17 protein-coding genes are annotated in these 15,695 nt (G+C 28.3%); 8 read left to right on the plus strand and 9 right to left on the minus strand.

Annotated features, from left to right (window positions below):
• The first annotated feature begins 70 nt into the window (after positions 1-70).
• Complete coding sequence (locus AC5SLO_RS05445; RefSeq protein ID WP_494572960.1) at positions 71-754, plus strand: DUF6134 family protein; 684 nt, start codon at positions 71-73, stop codon at positions 752-754.
• 6 nt (positions 755-760) lie between these two features.
• Here AC5SLO_RS05445 and AC5SLO_RS05450 read toward each other — a convergent pair whose 3' ends face one another.
• From AC5SLO_RS05450 to tldD, 3 genes are read right to left on the minus strand one after another with little or no spacing between them, the layout of a single operon-like run.
• Positions 761-1,729, minus strand: coding sequence for an NAD(P)/FAD-dependent oxidoreductase (locus AC5SLO_RS05450; RefSeq protein WP_494572961.1), 969 nt, complete (start codon positions 1,727-1,729; stop codon positions 761-763).
• Positions 1,726-3,066: a TldD/PmbA family protein gene (locus AC5SLO_RS05455; RefSeq protein ID WP_494572962.1), complete on the minus strand. Its 1,341-nt coding sequence runs from the start codon at positions 3,064-3,066 to the stop codon at positions 1,726-1,728. Before AC5SLO_RS05455 ends, AC5SLO_RS05450 begins: the two co-directional genes overlap by 4 nt.
• Positions 3,050-4,462 (minus strand): metalloprotease TldD, encoded by a 1,413-nt coding sequence (gene tldD, locus AC5SLO_RS05460; protein ID WP_494572963.1) that lies wholly within the window; start codon positions 4,460-4,462, stop codon positions 3,050-3,052. Before tldD ends, AC5SLO_RS05455 begins: the two co-directional genes overlap by 17 nt.
• Positions 4,463-4,568: 106 nt before the next feature.
• Between tldD and AC5SLO_RS05465 the strand changes: the two genes are divergently transcribed.
• The 3 genes from AC5SLO_RS05465 to AC5SLO_RS05475 are packed head-to-tail and all read left to right on the plus strand — an operon-like array spanning position 4,569 to position 5,879.
• On the plus strand, positions 4,569-4,931 hold the full coding sequence (locus AC5SLO_RS05465; RefSeq protein WP_271516260.1) for a rhodanese-like domain-containing protein: 363 nt from the start codon (positions 4,569-4,571) through the stop codon (positions 4,929-4,931).
• Between the two features lie 3 nt (positions 4,932-4,934).
• The gene (locus tag AC5SLO_RS05470; protein WP_494572964.1) at positions 4,935-5,282 is read left to right on the plus strand and encodes a thiol-disulfide oxidoreductase DCC family protein; all 348 of its coding nucleotides are present in this window, start codon (positions 4,935-4,937) and stop codon (positions 5,280-5,282) included.
• Positions 5,283-5,336: 54 nt separating this feature from the next.
• Positions 5,337-5,879: a tetratricopeptide repeat protein gene (locus AC5SLO_RS05475; RefSeq protein ID WP_494572965.1), complete on the plus strand. Its 543-nt coding sequence runs from the start codon at positions 5,337-5,339 to the stop codon at positions 5,877-5,879.
• Position 5,880: 1 nt separating this feature from the next.
• Here AC5SLO_RS05475 and AC5SLO_RS05480 read toward each other — a convergent pair whose 3' ends face one another.
• From AC5SLO_RS05480 to AC5SLO_RS05490, 3 genes are read right to left on the minus strand one after another with little or no spacing between them, the layout of a single operon-like run.
• Positions 5,881-7,077 carry a hypothetical protein gene (locus tag AC5SLO_RS05480; RefSeq protein WP_494572966.1) on the minus strand — a complete coding sequence of 399 codons (1,197 nt, stop codon included), beginning with the start codon at positions 7,075-7,077 and terminating at the stop codon, positions 5,881-5,883.
• A gap of 4 nt (positions 7,078-7,081) precedes the next feature.
• Positions 7,082-8,272 carry a class I SAM-dependent methyltransferase gene (locus AC5SLO_RS05485; RefSeq protein ID WP_494572967.1) on the minus strand — a complete coding sequence of 397 codons (1,191 nt, stop codon included), beginning with the start codon at positions 8,270-8,272 and terminating at the stop codon, positions 7,082-7,084.
• Positions 8,273-9,157, minus strand: a complete 885-nt coding sequence (locus AC5SLO_RS05490) for a dihydrodipicolinate synthase family protein (protein WP_494572968.1) — start codon at positions 9,155-9,157, stop codon at positions 8,273-8,275.
• Between the two features lie 50 nt (positions 9,158-9,207).
• Here AC5SLO_RS05490 and AC5SLO_RS05495 point away from each other — a divergent pair, with 50 nt between their 5' ends.
• The gene (locus tag AC5SLO_RS05495; RefSeq protein WP_494572969.1) at positions 9,208-10,173 is read left to right on the plus strand and encodes a glycosyltransferase family 9 protein; all 966 of its coding nucleotides are present in this window, start codon (positions 9,208-9,210) and stop codon (positions 10,171-10,173) included.
• Here AC5SLO_RS05495 and AC5SLO_RS05500 read toward each other — a convergent pair.
• Positions 10,170-10,676: a J domain-containing protein gene (locus AC5SLO_RS05500; protein ID WP_494572970.1), complete on the minus strand. Its 507-nt coding sequence runs from the start codon at positions 10,674-10,676 to the stop codon at positions 10,170-10,172. The genes AC5SLO_RS05495 and AC5SLO_RS05500 overlap by 4 nt on opposite strands.
• Positions 10,677-10,693: 17 nt before the next feature.
• Between AC5SLO_RS05500 and AC5SLO_RS05505 the strand changes: the two genes are divergently transcribed.
• Together AC5SLO_RS05505 and AC5SLO_RS05510 are read left to right on the plus strand one after the other, a co-directional pair.
• Positions 10,694-12,769 (plus strand): S9 family peptidase, encoded by a 2,076-nt coding sequence (locus AC5SLO_RS05505; RefSeq protein WP_494572971.1) that lies wholly within the window; start codon positions 10,694-10,696, stop codon positions 12,767-12,769.
• Positions 12,770-12,867: 98 nt separating this feature from the next.
• Complete coding sequence (locus AC5SLO_RS05510) at positions 12,868-13,314, plus strand: Hsp20 family protein (RefSeq protein ID WP_494573789.1); 447 nt, start codon at positions 12,868-12,870, stop codon at positions 13,312-13,314.
• 47 nt (positions 13,315-13,361) lie between these two features.
• On the opposite strand, the gene AC5SLO_RS05515 is transcribed toward AC5SLO_RS05510, so the two are convergent.
• On the minus strand, positions 13,362-13,667 hold the full coding sequence (locus tag AC5SLO_RS05515) for a hypothetical protein (protein WP_494572972.1): 306 nt from the start codon (positions 13,665-13,667) through the stop codon (positions 13,362-13,364).
• A gap of 130 nt (positions 13,668-13,797) precedes the next feature.
• Here AC5SLO_RS05515 and AC5SLO_RS05520 point away from each other — a divergent pair, with 130 nt between their 5' ends.
• Positions 13,798-15,108, plus strand: a complete 1,311-nt coding sequence (locus tag AC5SLO_RS05520) for an NCS2 family permease (RefSeq protein WP_494572973.1) — start codon at positions 13,798-13,800, stop codon at positions 15,106-15,108.
• A 33-nt stretch (positions 15,109-15,141) separates the two neighbouring features.
• Here the strand turns inward: AC5SLO_RS05520 and AC5SLO_RS05525 are convergent, their stop codons facing one another.
• Positions 15,142-15,678 (minus strand): phosphoribosyltransferase, encoded by a 537-nt coding sequence (locus tag AC5SLO_RS05525; protein ID WP_494572974.1) that lies wholly within the window; start codon positions 15,676-15,678, stop codon positions 15,142-15,144.
• Positions 15,679-15,695: the final 17 nt, after the last annotated feature.

Genomic DNA, 15,695 nt, shown 5'->3' on the forward strand with positions numbered 1-15,695 from the left:
ATGTTTTTTACTCATTTTATAAATTAAAGACTTCCTTCAAAAAAAAAGAGGTCTAATATTCTAATTTATAATGAAAAAATTATTAATATTTATTTTTACACTGGTAGTGCTTACTTCAAACCTTTACGCACACACCTCTCATTACAAAGACTTTAAAAAGATAGAGATGGAAATTTTAAAAGATGGAAAAGTGATTGGGTATAATTATTATTTTTTTGAAAAAGTTGATGACATATTGATAATTAAAAATCAAATTCAATTTAAAGTAAACCTATTTGGCATTGAAGTTTTTAATCTCGAGGGGTATGGAGTAGAAAAACATAAAGATGATAAACTGATATCATACGAGTCAAAGACTTTACAAAATGATAGAGAGAAATTTGTAAATCTTATTTATGATTCTAAATCAGATAAATTTAAAATTAATGGATCATCTTATATTGGTCTTGCAGATACTAAAAATATAATAGGAAATTGGTGGAACCATCAGATATTACAAGCAGAGTCACAAATTAGCCCTATATCAGGCAGTATAAAAGAACAGGTTGTAAATTTTTTAGGTAAAGAAAAAATTGAATTATATGGAAGTATAATTGAGGTCGACCACTTTAAATTGACATCAAAAGATATGACCATTCCTAAAGATAAAAGACTAGATTTCGATGTTTGGTACGATAGAAAAAAAGCAATGATTGTAAAAGTTGCATATTCAAGACTTGGAAACTGGGAGTATAGATTAAAGAGCTACAAATAAAATTTATTATTTAATTTTAAGAGATAAATCTTTTGCACTTAGCCATCCTGACTCAAGTCTTGATCCAACAAACCAGTCAGCGCATACACCCAATCTTAAAGAACTATTCCAGTAACTTTTTATTTTAAGTGGGTTTGAATTAAACGCATACTTCCATCCATGATTTTTTGAATGTAAAATTTTACTTTTTTTAAAACCTGTAAGTTTAAAAAATTTATCTATTAATATTTTGGAATTTTGTAGTTTATTAATTCTATTATTATTAATGACTTTGTTTGCCCATTTAGGAGTACTTTGAAGAGTCCATAAATCATAATTGCTCTTAAATCTTTTTTTACTATTTTCATAAGCAGCCCACCCCAGAACTGAGTCTGAGAAAAAATAACTACTGATTTTTGATCCTAAATTTTTAACAACCATCATAATTGTTATATTGGCTTCCATTTTAATTTTCTGATTGATAAAAGAATTTTTAATATATTTTTTTGATAATTTTTTTAGTTGAGGAAATGGACATGTTAAAATTATTGATTTGTAAAATTTCTTAGAACCATCGTTTAAAGTAAGCTGCCAAATATTATTTTTGTGTAAAATATTGGTAACCTCGCTATTAAAAAAACAATTAATATCTTTTAAGAGGTATTTGCTGATGGCATTATTGCCATTCTTACCAATTATTTTGATATGTTTTTTATTTTCTTTGATATTTTCTTTTAAAAAAAGATGTTTACCAGGCCATTTTTTTAAAATTTTTTTTGAAATTAAATTATCTACAAACCTTTTAAATTTGATGTTTTTTGGAGAAATATATTGAGCCCCATGATCAAAGCTTTTTTTGAGATTAAATTTTTTATTTGATGCTCTTCCACCAGCACCTCTAGCTTTATCATATACATCTACAATATATTTTTTACTTAGATGATTTGCTATTGTTGCGCCTGATATGCCTGAACCAATAACACAAAAATCTTTCATTTACCGGCAACTACCATACCTTCAATTAATATTGTTGGTGCATTTGTTGAATATTTAAACTCTAGATCATCTGCTAAGGTAATATTTTTGAATATATCTTTAAAATTTCCTGCAATAGTAATTTCACTTACAGGATATTTAAATATTCCATCTTCGATCATAAAACCATTTGCACCCACTGAATAATCTCCTGTAACTAAGTTACTCCCATGACCAATTGTTTCAGTAATATACAATACTCTTTTATTAAGTTTTAAAAGCTCTCTATATGAAACTGAGCCTTTTTCAAAAAATAAATTACTTGTTCCACCAGATCTACCATTAGATTTTAGGTTTAATTTTTTTCCATTATAAGTGTCCACTAAATAATGTTTTAAAACACCACAATCAACTAACTTTAATTCTTCAGTTTTAACACCCTCAGAATCAAAATATCTTGAGCCCAATCCTTTAACAATGTCAGGTTTATCATAAATGTTGATTGAAGATGAAAATATTTCTTCATCAATTTTACCTTTCAAGAAAGATGTGCCTCTTGCAATAGATGATGCTGATATAGCATTTGCTAAAACACCTAATATCCCTTTTGAAATTCTTCTATCAAAGATAATGCTAATTTTTTCACTTTCTATTTTTTTTGGATTTAATTTCTGTATTGTTTTTTTTGCAGCAACTGATCCAATTTGTTGAGGTCTAATCATATCCTGTAAATGACAAGTGCTTGTAAATTCATAATCTCTTTCCATTTTGTCATTTGCATCTTTGGCAACAGCAACACATGATGCTGAGAAAGATGAAGATTTATAACCATTTATAAATCCATCACTATTTGCTAATATAAAATTAGATTTAGATTCAGTAAAACCTGTTTCAGTATTAATAATTTCTTTTTTTTGAAGTGCTGCTTCTTCAGCTTCTTTTAAATATTCAATTTTTTCATCATTTTCGATATGATCGTCATCATATAAGTTTAAGTCATTAATTTTATCAGCCAGCAATTCTTTGTCTGGTAAAGAATTATACTCATCCTCTGGTGTAATTTTTGTTGTCTCAATGCATCGCTCAATTAAAGTTTCTATATTATCATCATTAAGATTTGATGATGTAATGCTAGATTTTTTTTTTCCAATATAAGTTGTTAAACTTATAGCTAAGCTGTCTGACCTATCAGACTCGTCTAACTTTTTATTTCTGTAATTAACTGTCTCTGATATAGAGTGCATAACAGCAGCACTGCTTTCTGTAGCACCTAACTTTTTAGCTAAATCAATACAAAATGAGGCTTTTTTTTTAAATATTCCTGATCTTTTACCATTTATATTATAATTGAGTTCCACCAACAGTCATTTTGTCAATTAAGATTGAGGGTTGCGCAACACCAACAGGAACACCTTGACCCGCTTTACCACATGTTCCAATACCTGGATCAAGCATCATATTATTTCCAACCAATGAAACTTCTTTTAAAATAGATGGTCCATCACCAATTAAAGTTGCACCCTTAATAGGAGAACCTATTTTTCCATTTATAATTTCGTAAGCTTCAGTGCAATTGAATACAAATTTTCCTGAAGTAATATCAACTTGTCCTCCACCAAAACTTACAGCAAATATTCCTTTATCAACTGACTTAATCATTTCCTCTTGAGAATATTTTCCATTCATCATCATGGTATTTCTCATTCTTGGAAGGACAACATGCTTGTAATTTTCTCTTCTACCACTACCTGTAGATCTTGTATTCATTAATCTTGCATTTAATCGATCTTGCATAAAATTTTTTAATATTCCATTTTCAATTAAGACTGTTTTTTCAGTTGGTGTGCCCTCGTCATCAATTGTTAGACTACCTCTTCTGTTATGAAGTGTTCCGTCATCAATAATTGTTACACCTTCACTAGCCACTCTTTGGCCCATTAAGTTATGAAATGCAGATGTTTTTTTTCTATTAAAGTCACCTTCTAATCCGTGTCCTATTGCTTCATGTATCAATATTGCAGGCCAACCTGATCCTAAAACAACTTTCATCTCTCCTGCGGGGGCTGGTTTGCTATCAAGGTTTACTGATGCAATTCTAAAGGCTTCATCACATACATTTTTCCAATTGTCATCTTTTAAATATTCATCATAGGATTGTCTTCCTCCAATTCCATAAACACCAGTTTCTTTCTTTCCATTTTTCTCAAGCATTACCGAAACATTAAAACGAATTAATGGTCTAACATCAGTTAATACCTCTCCACCTGACCTTATGATTTCTATAGATTTATATTCTCCTGCAAAACTAGCAGTGACCTGCTGAACTATTCCACCTTTTGCTCTAGTATAACTATTAACTTTTTTTAAAAGCTCTAATTTAGACTCAAGTGATTTTTCATCTATCGGATTAATATCTTTATAAAGTTTTTCATTGGTCTTGGGAATTTCATGATTATAAATACCTTTTTGTGATTTAAGAGTTGAACTTAAATTGTTAGCAGACTGCTTTAACGAATTTCTTGAAATCTCATTAGAATGAGAATAGGCAACTACCTCACCTGTAACTGCTCTTAAACCATATCCTAAATCAGAACTATAACTTGAGCTCTTAATTTTATCATCATCCAGTACAATTGACTCACTCTTTGAATTTTCTAAATATAGCTCACCATCATCACAATTATTTAAAGTCTCAGAAATAATATTTTCTGCATCTTTTCTAGATAAATCTGTTTTAGTAAAAAAATCACTCACATGTAATAGATAATAGGTATATTTATATTTTCAATCTGCGTATTTCACGCATATACAAAATGATTGATTATGTGTAATTTTATTTTTTAACAAAAATAAGGATAAAATGAAAAAATTTGATGAATTAATGAGCGTTTCCAATGAAATAACTAATATCTCTGTAGATGAAGCAAGAGAAAAGTTAAAGGACCCAAATGTTCAATTTATTGATGTTAGGGACAAAAGTAGTTTTGATTCAGAGACTATAGGAAATGCAATTAATCTTGAAAGAGGCTTGCTTGAATTTTATTTAGCAGAGGGTAGTCCTTTAGAAAATGAAAATTTTAAAAACAACCCTGATAAAGAATATATAGTTTTTTGTGGCCTTGGTGGCCAAAGTACTCTTGCAACAAAAACGATGCAAGAAATGGGAATAAAGAATGTAAAAAATATGACAGGTGGAATTAAGGCTTGGAAAGAAAATAAATAATTCGTGAAAGTGTATTTTAATAATTCCTGTAAAATTTGTCGAACAGAGATCAATCTGTATAAAAAACAAAAAATAAAAAATATTGAATGGGTTGATATCACAGACAATGAAACAGCAGAAATAGAAACTCAGAAAGATGCAAAAAGTCTTTTAAGAAGACTTCATATTAAAGATGGTGAAAATATCATTGAGGGTGCAGAAGCTTTCTTATTAATCTGGAAAAATATTCCTAAATATAGATTTCTCTATAAAGTTTTAAAAAAACCTATAATCTTTAATATATTTTCATTTTTTTATGAAATCGTTGCATTTTTTTTATTCCTAAAAAATAAAAACCAGCTTTTAAAGTAGAAATTAGGTTTTTTTATTCTTGAGAATAAATATTGAATAAAATATCTTTTGCAAATGAGAGTTTTAATATTAGTTATATTATTTTTAAACCTTTCTTATTCTACTAGTTTTGCAGAAAAAAAAATTCTAAATAATCTATTCGATCAACTTAGAAATGTTACTAATCCAAAAACTGCTGAGTTACTGGAAAGAAAGATCTGGGATATTTGGAACGAACATCCAAATAATATAGAATTAACTCAAAAATTAGAATTAGGAACAGAGCTTATGCAATATGGAGATTATAATTATGCACTGAAAGTTTTTAATAATGTCATAGATAGTGATCCTGAGTGGTCTGAAGCATGGAATAAAAGAGCAACTGTATATTTTTTAATGAGTCAGTTTACAGATTCTTTAAGTGATATTGATAGAGTTTTAAGTATAGAGCCTAGGCATTTTGGAGCTTTATCTGGACAAGCAAGAATTTATATAAATTTAAAAAAGTATGAAAAAGCGATTAAAAGTATTGAAGAAGCATTAAAATTTCATCCTACATTTAAAAATCAAAAACTAATACCTGAAATTCAAAGGCTTATTAACGAAGAAAGTGTTTAATTTAATCTTTTTTAGCTCTTATTCTTGAAATTAATTGAGTTAATGAATCCACCATTAAGTCTGATGCTTTAAATATTTCATTGGCCTTAAATTCATGAGAAATATTTTTTTCTGGATTTGATTTATCTTCAATAACAATTCCTTCTTCTGGAGAATTATTCTTTATATAAATTAATAACAACCATTCTTCATCTGGAGCTTCATCCCATTTGATAAATATTTCTCCCGTTTCAAATCTTTGGTCAATACATCTAAAAATAGACATATGTCTTGTAATATGTCTTTTGTTAAGTTGAAAAACCAAACTACTTGCACTTCTATAGAAACTCTCAAGAGATAGTTCAATTTTTTGTCTAGCAATTTTATAGTCTCTTTCTTTTTGAAGTAGAGTTTCTCTATCTTCATTACCTTGAATTTCAACACCTAAGGCTTCTACTCTTTCTCTAATTTTTTGATCTCGTATAATTCTATATTTATCTTTTAATTTTTCTATTCTTGCCTGAAGGCCTGTATAATCATCTCTTTTTTCCTTTAATGAAATTTTTTCAAGTTTTTCTAATTCTTTAATTTCTCTTATTCTGAATTTTTCAATTTGTTTATCTAGCTGTAACTGTTTTAAAAATTGTTTTTGTCTTTCAGCATGTTCAATTCTTATTAATACTTGTTCCTTTCGTAAAAATAACTTTATATCTCTTGCTCTTTCTTTCTCAAGTCTAGCCTCTTCCTTTAAAGCTTTCTCCTTAAGTTTGGTTTGTTCTTCCTCTTCTTTGATTTTTTGTTTTTGAATTAATAGTTTTTCTTTTTCTTTTTTTTCAATTTCTTCTATTTTTTTTCTTTTTTTTTCTTCAGCTTTTAAAATCTTATATTCAACTATTCTATTAGCTATGCCATCAAAAAAGGCTTGTATATATTTTTCTAAACTAAAATTAATTTTAAAATTAAATTCTGGCTTTAAAGATTGTTGAAACTTAACTATTTGTGAAACAAGGCTTATTTTTTTTTTATGACTAAATTTTTGTTTTTTAATTAATTTTTTTGAAATATTTTTTATTTTTTTTTTGTTATTAATTTTTCTCTTTTTTTTTAAATTTTTATATTTTTTCTTAATACCTTTTTTTACCTTATTTTTTTTTGAAGGTTTGTTTTTGATATTTTTTTTTTTATTTTTTTCATACTTTAAAAAGATTAGATTTATCAATTAATTACTGATAAATATAGTCTCTTGTAGTAGGTGTTGAAGTGTAATTTTTAGCTAGTTGAAACTGGTAAACTACCTGATCACCATATTTAAAAGCAATCTCACAAGATGTTAAGTAGAACTCCCACATTCTAAAAAATTTTTCATCAAACATCGATATTACTTTATTCTTATTGCTTAAAAACCTTTCTTTCCAATGTCTTAAAGTTAATGAGTAATGAAGCTTTAAAACCTCAACATCAGATACAATTAAGCCTGATTTTTCTATTGGTTTTGTCATCTCACTCATGCTTGGTGTGTACCCTCCTGGGAATATATACTTGTTAATCCAGGGCTGAGGGTCTCTTGGGGGGTCAACTGAACCTATAGTATGAACTATTGCTACTCCATTTTCGTCTAGTAAATTAAATATCTGATCAAAAAATTTTTTATAATATTTACGACCAACATGCTCAAACATACCTACACTTACCACTCTATCAAATTTATCATTAATTTGTCGGTAATCTAATAATTTGAAACGAACTTTTTTTTCTAAACCTAAATCCTTAATCTTTTTTAAACTAAAATTATATTGATTTTCTGAAAGCGTAATTCCTGTAACATCACAATCTATGCTTTTAGCAATATCGATAGCGAGAGAACCCCAGCCACTTCCTATATCAAGTATCCTTTGACCAGACTTAATATTTAATTTTTTTATGATATGATTAATTTTGTTATTTTGTGCAGTTTCTAAAGTATCATCTTCATTCTTAAAATAAGCACATGAGTATTGTTTTTTTGGATCAAGAAATAACTCATATAACTCATCAGAAATATCATAATGATGAGCAACATTCATTTTAGATTTTTTTATAAAATTAAAATTAGTTAAATATCTATAAGATCCTCTTAATTTATTTAAAATTTTATTAAATATATTTATATCTGTTCTGCCAATATTCATTAATGCGATATTTAAAAAATCAGTCAAAGATCCATTTTCAATCTCAATATCTCCTTCAGCATAAGCCTCACCAAAATATAAATCTGGATAAAATAATAGTTTATAATGTAGTTTTTTATTTAGTAGTCTAACAACTATAGGGTCCTTGTTAAATGGTGTACCTATTATATATTTATTAGAAAAAGCATCAATTAATACAAAGCCATCCTTTTTAAAAATATTATTTAAAAATCTTGCTAATTGCATTTAAGCTGCCTCTAATGCTTCTAATTTAAAATTAAGCTTATTAAGATCATCAACAAGTTGTTTTTTTTCTTTTTCATTTAAAAGACTCATAGGGGGTATAACATTTTTATAATTATCGTCTTGATCAGACATCAATGAATGTAATCCAGAAATTAAATTATATTGGTCAAATACACCTCTAACTTTACATAGAGTTTCATTGACTGTTTGCTTTTCTTTTTTACTGAAATCATCATAAACTTTTCTAGCTAAATTAGCTGTGACATTGCAAGTTGCAGTAATTATACCATCACATCCATTCTCAAGTCCTCTTAAAAGTTTCAATTCTGATCCTGGCATGACAGAAAAATTATCAATTTTCAAATTTTCATAAAGGTTATATGAGCTATCTTTTACTCCAATTATTTGTTTTGGAAATTTTTCAACAAGTTTTTCAACACAACTGATGCTAAATTTATAACCACACAATTTTTCAAAATTATATAAAACAATCCTACTATCTGGCACGGCATCTACTAATCTTGAATAAAATTCAACTACTTCACTATCACCATACTTATAATAAGCAGGAGGCATTATTAAAAATTCATTAAATTTTAAAGAATTAGCAATCTTCATTAAATTTATAGTCTCATTTAAAGAATTAAGACCAGTTCCAATTAAGTATTTATCTTTATAAACACTTTTTGATAATTTATTTAATAAACTAATTTTTTCACTAATTGGAATAAGTTGTGCTTGACCAGTGCTTCCAAAAATTGCCACTCCATGGCATCCTTGATCTATGATTTTTTCAGCATGGGCAATAGTTTTTTCAATATTTAGACTTAAATCATCGTTAAGAACTGACATTGAAGCTGCATAAATACCCCTAATTTTACCCATAACTAAAATTTATATAAAAAAAAAGTTTAGTAAAGGTATAAAAGCCTAATATGAAAATTTTAATAGTACAAAATAAAATGGGGATTGGAGATATGGTCATCTATTTGCCATTTATAAATGCTATATCTAAAAAATTTAATACACCCGTTAACATCCTTGTTAAAGAAAGTTCAAAAGCTGAAAAAATTTTAAAAGATGATAAATCAATAGATAAAATCATAATTCTAAAACAGGGCAATAAACAAAAAAATGCTGAGCATCAAGGCTTTAAAGGTTTTTTTAAATTAGTAAGGGAGCTAAAGGAATACAAATTTGATAAAATTTTTATTTTTAATTCATCATTAAGATTTAATTTGATTGCAAAATTTGCTGGAATCAAGAATGTTTATCAGTACCCTTTGTTTGACAAAAAAGAACAAAATATTATTGATGCCCCAAAAAAACTTTTAAAAAAAAAATTAAATCTAGATATACAAGAAAATCCAAAAATTTTACTTAATGAAAAATCTATTTTTAAAGCAAAACTAAAATTTAGAATTAAAAATGATGAAAAAAATATTTTACTTGGTATTGGAGGATCGGGTCCAACAAAAAGAATTCCTGCTAAAACATTTATAGAGCTTATTCGACTAACATCTAGCACTCTCCGTTGTAAATTTTTTTTAGCCACTGGGAAAAATCAAGATGAACAAGAAATTCTAAAAGAAATATTGAATTCAGAGTTTAAGGATAAATGTATTCCTTTAGATGATCTAGATATTTATGAAATTTTAGGAATAATTAAAAATTGTGATATTTCTATTTGTAACGACTCAAGTTTCAGTCATCTTTCTTCAGGTCTTGGTATTAAAACAATTGTTTTAATGGCAGACACACCATTAATATATGGAAGTTATAATACCTTGATGTACCCAATTCTGCCTGATGGAGAAAGCTTTGTAACGCATAACACTTTAGGTAAAGATAAAATCAATCCAATAAAAATTTTTGAACAATTAAAACAAATTTTAAATTAAGAAATATTTTTTAAGACTAGATCTTTCGCTTCATTTACAATTGAAGATAGCCTGGCTGTTTCTGGGGAAATATCAGGGTGAATTTTTTTTTGAATCTTTATATGAGCTTTTTGAACATCATCTTTTGTTACTCTTTTCTCAATGTCTAGATTTAATATTTTGTAAGCCTCCTCTAGTGACAATGTTGAATGATTCTTAATATTTTGATTTTGATTAAATGAAAATCTTCCTGATCTTCTAAGAGTTTGAATAAGTCTAAATAATCCAATTAATTGAAATATTGAAAGACCTTTTAATTTAACTACAGCCAAACTCAAAAGCGTCAAGGGCACACTTAGTAAAAATTTTCCACCTATAAATAGAATTATAGCCAAGATAATTGATCCGACAAAAATTAATTTTCTTAAATGTTTTGATATTTTTTTAGAAGAAGCATTAGCTAAAAATTTTAATAAAAGATAAATAATTCCTAAAAAAACTAGTGTATATATAATAATATTCATATATTTAATTTGTCTTCATGAAAATACCACAACTCAAAAAAAAATCAGAAATAAAAACGTGTCACAATGTCAGTTGGGAAGATAATTATAGCTGGATTCACCAGGCAGACATTCTAGAAGTTTTAAAAGATAATACAAAACTTAATCCAGAGGTTAGAAAATATCTTGAAGAAGAAAATTCATATACTGATTTTCACTTATCTGACACCAAAGAAATACAAAAAAAATTATTTGATGAAATTAAAGGTAGAATAAAATTAGATGATGAGTCTCTTCCATTTAAAGATTTTGATTATGAATATTGGTCAAAGACCACCACAAAAGGAAATTATTCTATAAAATTAAGAAAAAAAATTGGCACTAATAATATTGAGGAAATTTGGAATGGTGATGAAGAAAAAGAAAAACTTAACGTTGAATATTTTGGTGTTGGCGATTTAGAAGTTAGTTTTAATGATAAATATTTAGGATACTCTTTAGATACAAAGGGTTCGGAGTACTACACAATATATATTAGAGATATAAACACAAAAAAATTAATTACTGAAAAAATAGAAGAGACATCTGGTGGTATAACTTTTAGCTTAGATGATAAATATATATTTTATTCAAAGCTTGATGAAAACCATAGACCAAGAAAAATTTATCGACACAAATTAGGAACCTCTATTAAAGAAGATCAGTTAATATTTGAAGAAAAAAGTGAAGCTTTTACTGTTGGTATAAGTTTGAGTTCTGATGATAAATACTTTTTTATTAGCTCTTCAGACCATAATACCTCCGAACAGTATTACTTTGAAGTAAGTGAAATAAATCCTAAGCCTAAATTAATAAAAAAAAGACAAAGAGGAGTTTTATATTCTGTAAATTCTTGGGATGGCAAATTTTATAATCACACTAATGAAAATGCTGAAGATTTTAAAATAGATATTAGTGATAGTTTAGAAAATCCCAATTGGAAAACTTTTTTATCTGCAAAAGATGAAGTTTTAATTGGTGGATTAACTTTTTTAAAAAATTGGATTATTAGATCAGAAACTTCTGATGCTTTAGATAAACTATTTGTAAAAAATATCACTACAGGAATAGAAGAAGAATTAATTTTTTCTGATGAAACTGTATATGTGCCTGGTATATCTTTAAAACAAAGAGATAAAAATACTAATGAGATATACTTAAGTTATTCTTCACCAAAAACACAGTCTAGAGTTTATTCTTATAATCTAAGTACAAAAGAAAAAAGATTAGTTAAAGAACAAGAGATTCCTTCTGGTCATAATCCTGATAATTACATAGTTGAAAGAATTGATTGCAAATCTCATGATGGAAAATTGGTTCCTCTTACAATAACAAGGCATAAAGATACTAAATTAGACGGATCTGCACATTTACTACTCTATGGTTATGGCTCTTATGGCAGTTCAATGAGTCCAGGGTTTTCTTCAACTAAATTAAGTTTAATCAATCGAGATATAATTTGGGTTACCGCTCATATAAGAGGTGGCATGGAAAGAGGGATGAAATGGTGGAAAGATGGAAAACTACTTAACAAAAAAAATACATTTGAGGATTATATTGCTTCTGCAAGATTTTTAATTGAAAATAAATATACTTCAAAAAATAAAATAATTGGGATGGGTGGTTCTGCTGGGGGACTTCTTATGGGTGCTGTAGTTAACCTAGCACCAGAACTTTTTTTAGGAATTATAATGGCCGTTCCATTTGTAGACTCTTTAACTACAAACCTTGATCACTCTTTACCTTTAACTGTTGGAGAGTTTGACGAGTTTGGTAATGCAAAAGATAAAAAAGATCATTTTGATTATATATATTCTTACGCACCTTATAATAATATTAAAAAGATGGACTATCCTCATATGCTCATAACAACTAGTTTAAGTGACAATAGAGTTTTATTTGATGAGCCAGCAAAATTTACAGCTAAACTTAGAGAATACAAAACCGATAATAATTTATTACTTTTAAAAACTGAAATGAATGCGGGCCATGGTGGTAAATCTGGGCGTGATGGTGCTATTGAAGAAATTGCATTAGATTATGCATTTGCCTTAAAAATTTGTAAAAAAATTTAATTATCCCATCTTGAAATTTTCAGACTAGTTCTTAAATATTAATTGTAAGTCGCCTAATGGGTCTTACTAAATTAACCTTGCTAATAAAGGAGGAAACTATGACAAGTAGGGATCTATCTATATTTAACACTCTAAGACCTTTTTCAATTGGTTTTGACGATATGTTTGACCAATTTGAAAATATGCTAGGAAATGGAGGGTTAACCATGCAGTCCAATTACCCACCTTACAACATTAGAAAAACTGGCAAAGACAACTACGCTATTGAAGTTGCTCTGGCTGGATTTAATAAAAATGATGTTGAGGTTGAGTTTGAGGATAATTTATTAACTGTTAGAACTAAACAAGTTGATAAATCAGAAAACAAATCTGATGATGGTGAAATTATTCATAAAGGTATTTCACAAAGACAATTTGCCAGATCATTTACAATTGCGGAAGATGTGAGAGTTAATGGTGCTGAATTAAAAGATGGTCTTTTGACAATCGCCTGTGAAAGAATTGTACCTGAATATAAAAAGAAAAAGCTTATTGAAATTAGATAAGTATTAACCTTACTTGTGGGGAGCACTTCCCCACAGGTATTAAATATTTAAAAACAACCATTTGACACAAAACCAATTACAATAGAGCTCGAGTCTACTTCAAATCTTCTTTCACAAAGTATTCCATATTTTTTGGAATTATAAACAAGCTCCAAATTTCCTTTATCATTTTTAAAATCTTCATCAGGCTTACCTAGTTCAATTTGCAAACTATTTGAACTCTTTCCAATAAATTGACTTAATTTTGTATTTTCTTTTTCAACAATCTCATCAGTTTTATCTTTAATTGTTTGACAGCCACTCAAAAGACTAAAAAAAAATAAACTTATAAAAATATATTTTAATTTTTGCATGAAACGATGATAGCACCAAAAATATGGCTTAAATATAACTTATAAGTTGAATTATGTTAATAAACATAGGTTTTTAAGAGAATTTACAAAAAAATTCTAATAAAACTCATGTCTAATCTTAGGAGGATAAATGTTAGATAAATATTTTAACTACAAAAAACATAAGACAGATTTTAAAACAGAAGTAATAGCTGGTGTAACAACATTTTTGACAATGGCCTACATTATGTTTTTAAATCCATTTATATTATCAGGTGAATTTGCTGGACCAGAAAAAGGTTTCTTTGAATTTGGAGCAGTTTATACGGCAACAATTGTTGCTACAGCACTTGCTTGTTTCATAATGGCATTTTATGGAAAAACATGGCCAATAGGTTTAGCACCAGGCATGGGAATCAATGCGTTTGTTGCATTTGGTGTTTGTGCTGGAATGGGCTATACGCCTCAAGAAGCTTTGGGTGCTGTGTTAGTTGCTGGAGTTTTATTCTTAATCATCTCGTTAACACCTATCAGAGCTTGGTTAATTAACTCAATTCCAAGAAGTTTAAAATTAGGCATTGGTGCTGGTATAGGACTATTTCTTGCTATAATTGGTCTTCAAATAATGGAAGTTGTTGTTGATAATCCAGTCACATTAGTTCAGCTAGGTGACTTAGGTGATCCACTTGTTCTATTAGGTTGTGCTGCCTTTATCTTAATGGTTGTTCTTGAAAAAATGAAAGTTAAAGGAAACATTATAATTGGAATTTTATTATTCAGTATAATTGCATGGGCTACTGGACTTGCTAAATTTAATGGTATTGCAAGCTCACCGCCTCCAATGACCTACCTATTTGATTTTGATTTATCAGCTGCATTAACAGCAGGTATGACAACTGTTGTATTTACTTTATTGTTTGTTGATTTTTTTGATACCGCTGGAACATTGACTTCTGTAGCTAACGTTGCTGGTAAGGTTGATAAAAATGGAAAAGTTCAAGACATAGAAAAAGCAATGATGGCCGACAGTGTTGGAACCGTTGCAGGTGCAATGATGGGAACAACAACTGTTACAAGTTATGTTGAATCTGGAGCTGGTGTGAAAGCTGGTGGAAAAACAGGAATGACCTCTTTGGTTATTGGTCTGTTATTTTTGGCCTGCATATTCTTTGCTCCATTAGCAACAAGTTTGCCTAAACAAATTGATGGTGCGGCTTTATTATTTGTTTCTGTTCTTTTTGTTAGAAACATAACTGATATTGAATGGGACGATATTGGTGAAGCAGCCCCTGCTATTCTTGCAATGATAGCTATGCCACTAACGTACAGTATTAGTAATGGTATTGCTTTAGCTTTTGTATCTTATGCGTTAATCAGATTATTTACTGGTAAGTTTTCTTCAACTTCTCCAGCAATATGGGTTATTGCAATACTAAGTTTTATTAGCTTTGTAGTTGCTTAAAATATAATTTTTAGGGCTGGAATTAATCCAGCCCTATTTATTTCTCTTAATTATTTCTTCCATAGATAATTCTTCATAATGTTCAGTTGGCTGAACAATCCATGGATCTGAATCTAATTTAACTGGACAAAAATCAGGCTCAAATGTAGAAGATTTTTTCTTCCACAAGCAGGCGGTTTTAACTTCATTAATATAATTTTTTGTTGGCTCATACTTTTTCAACCACTCGATACTTTTGTTCAAAGTTAATCCAGTATCTGAAAGATCATCAACTAATAACACTTTATCAAAATCTTTATTCTCGGCCAAGGAACTAATCTCTCTTGCAAACATTAATTGACCCTGCTTATCTTCCATCCCTTTTCCTGAATAGCTTTGAATAACAATATAGGCAATTGGCAATTTTAAAATTCTAGAAAGGATATCCAGTATGGGTGCCGCCCCTCTCATAATGCCAACTAGTACTGTTGGTTTATAACTTTTATGAATTTCTATTGCTAATTTTTCAACTATTTTTGTATACTGGTTAAAAGTGATAATTAATTTATCTGCCATAAAATTTTTTATCATATAAATATAAATAAAAA

The organism is Candidatus Pelagibacter sp. PS_44, assembly GCF_059417735.1.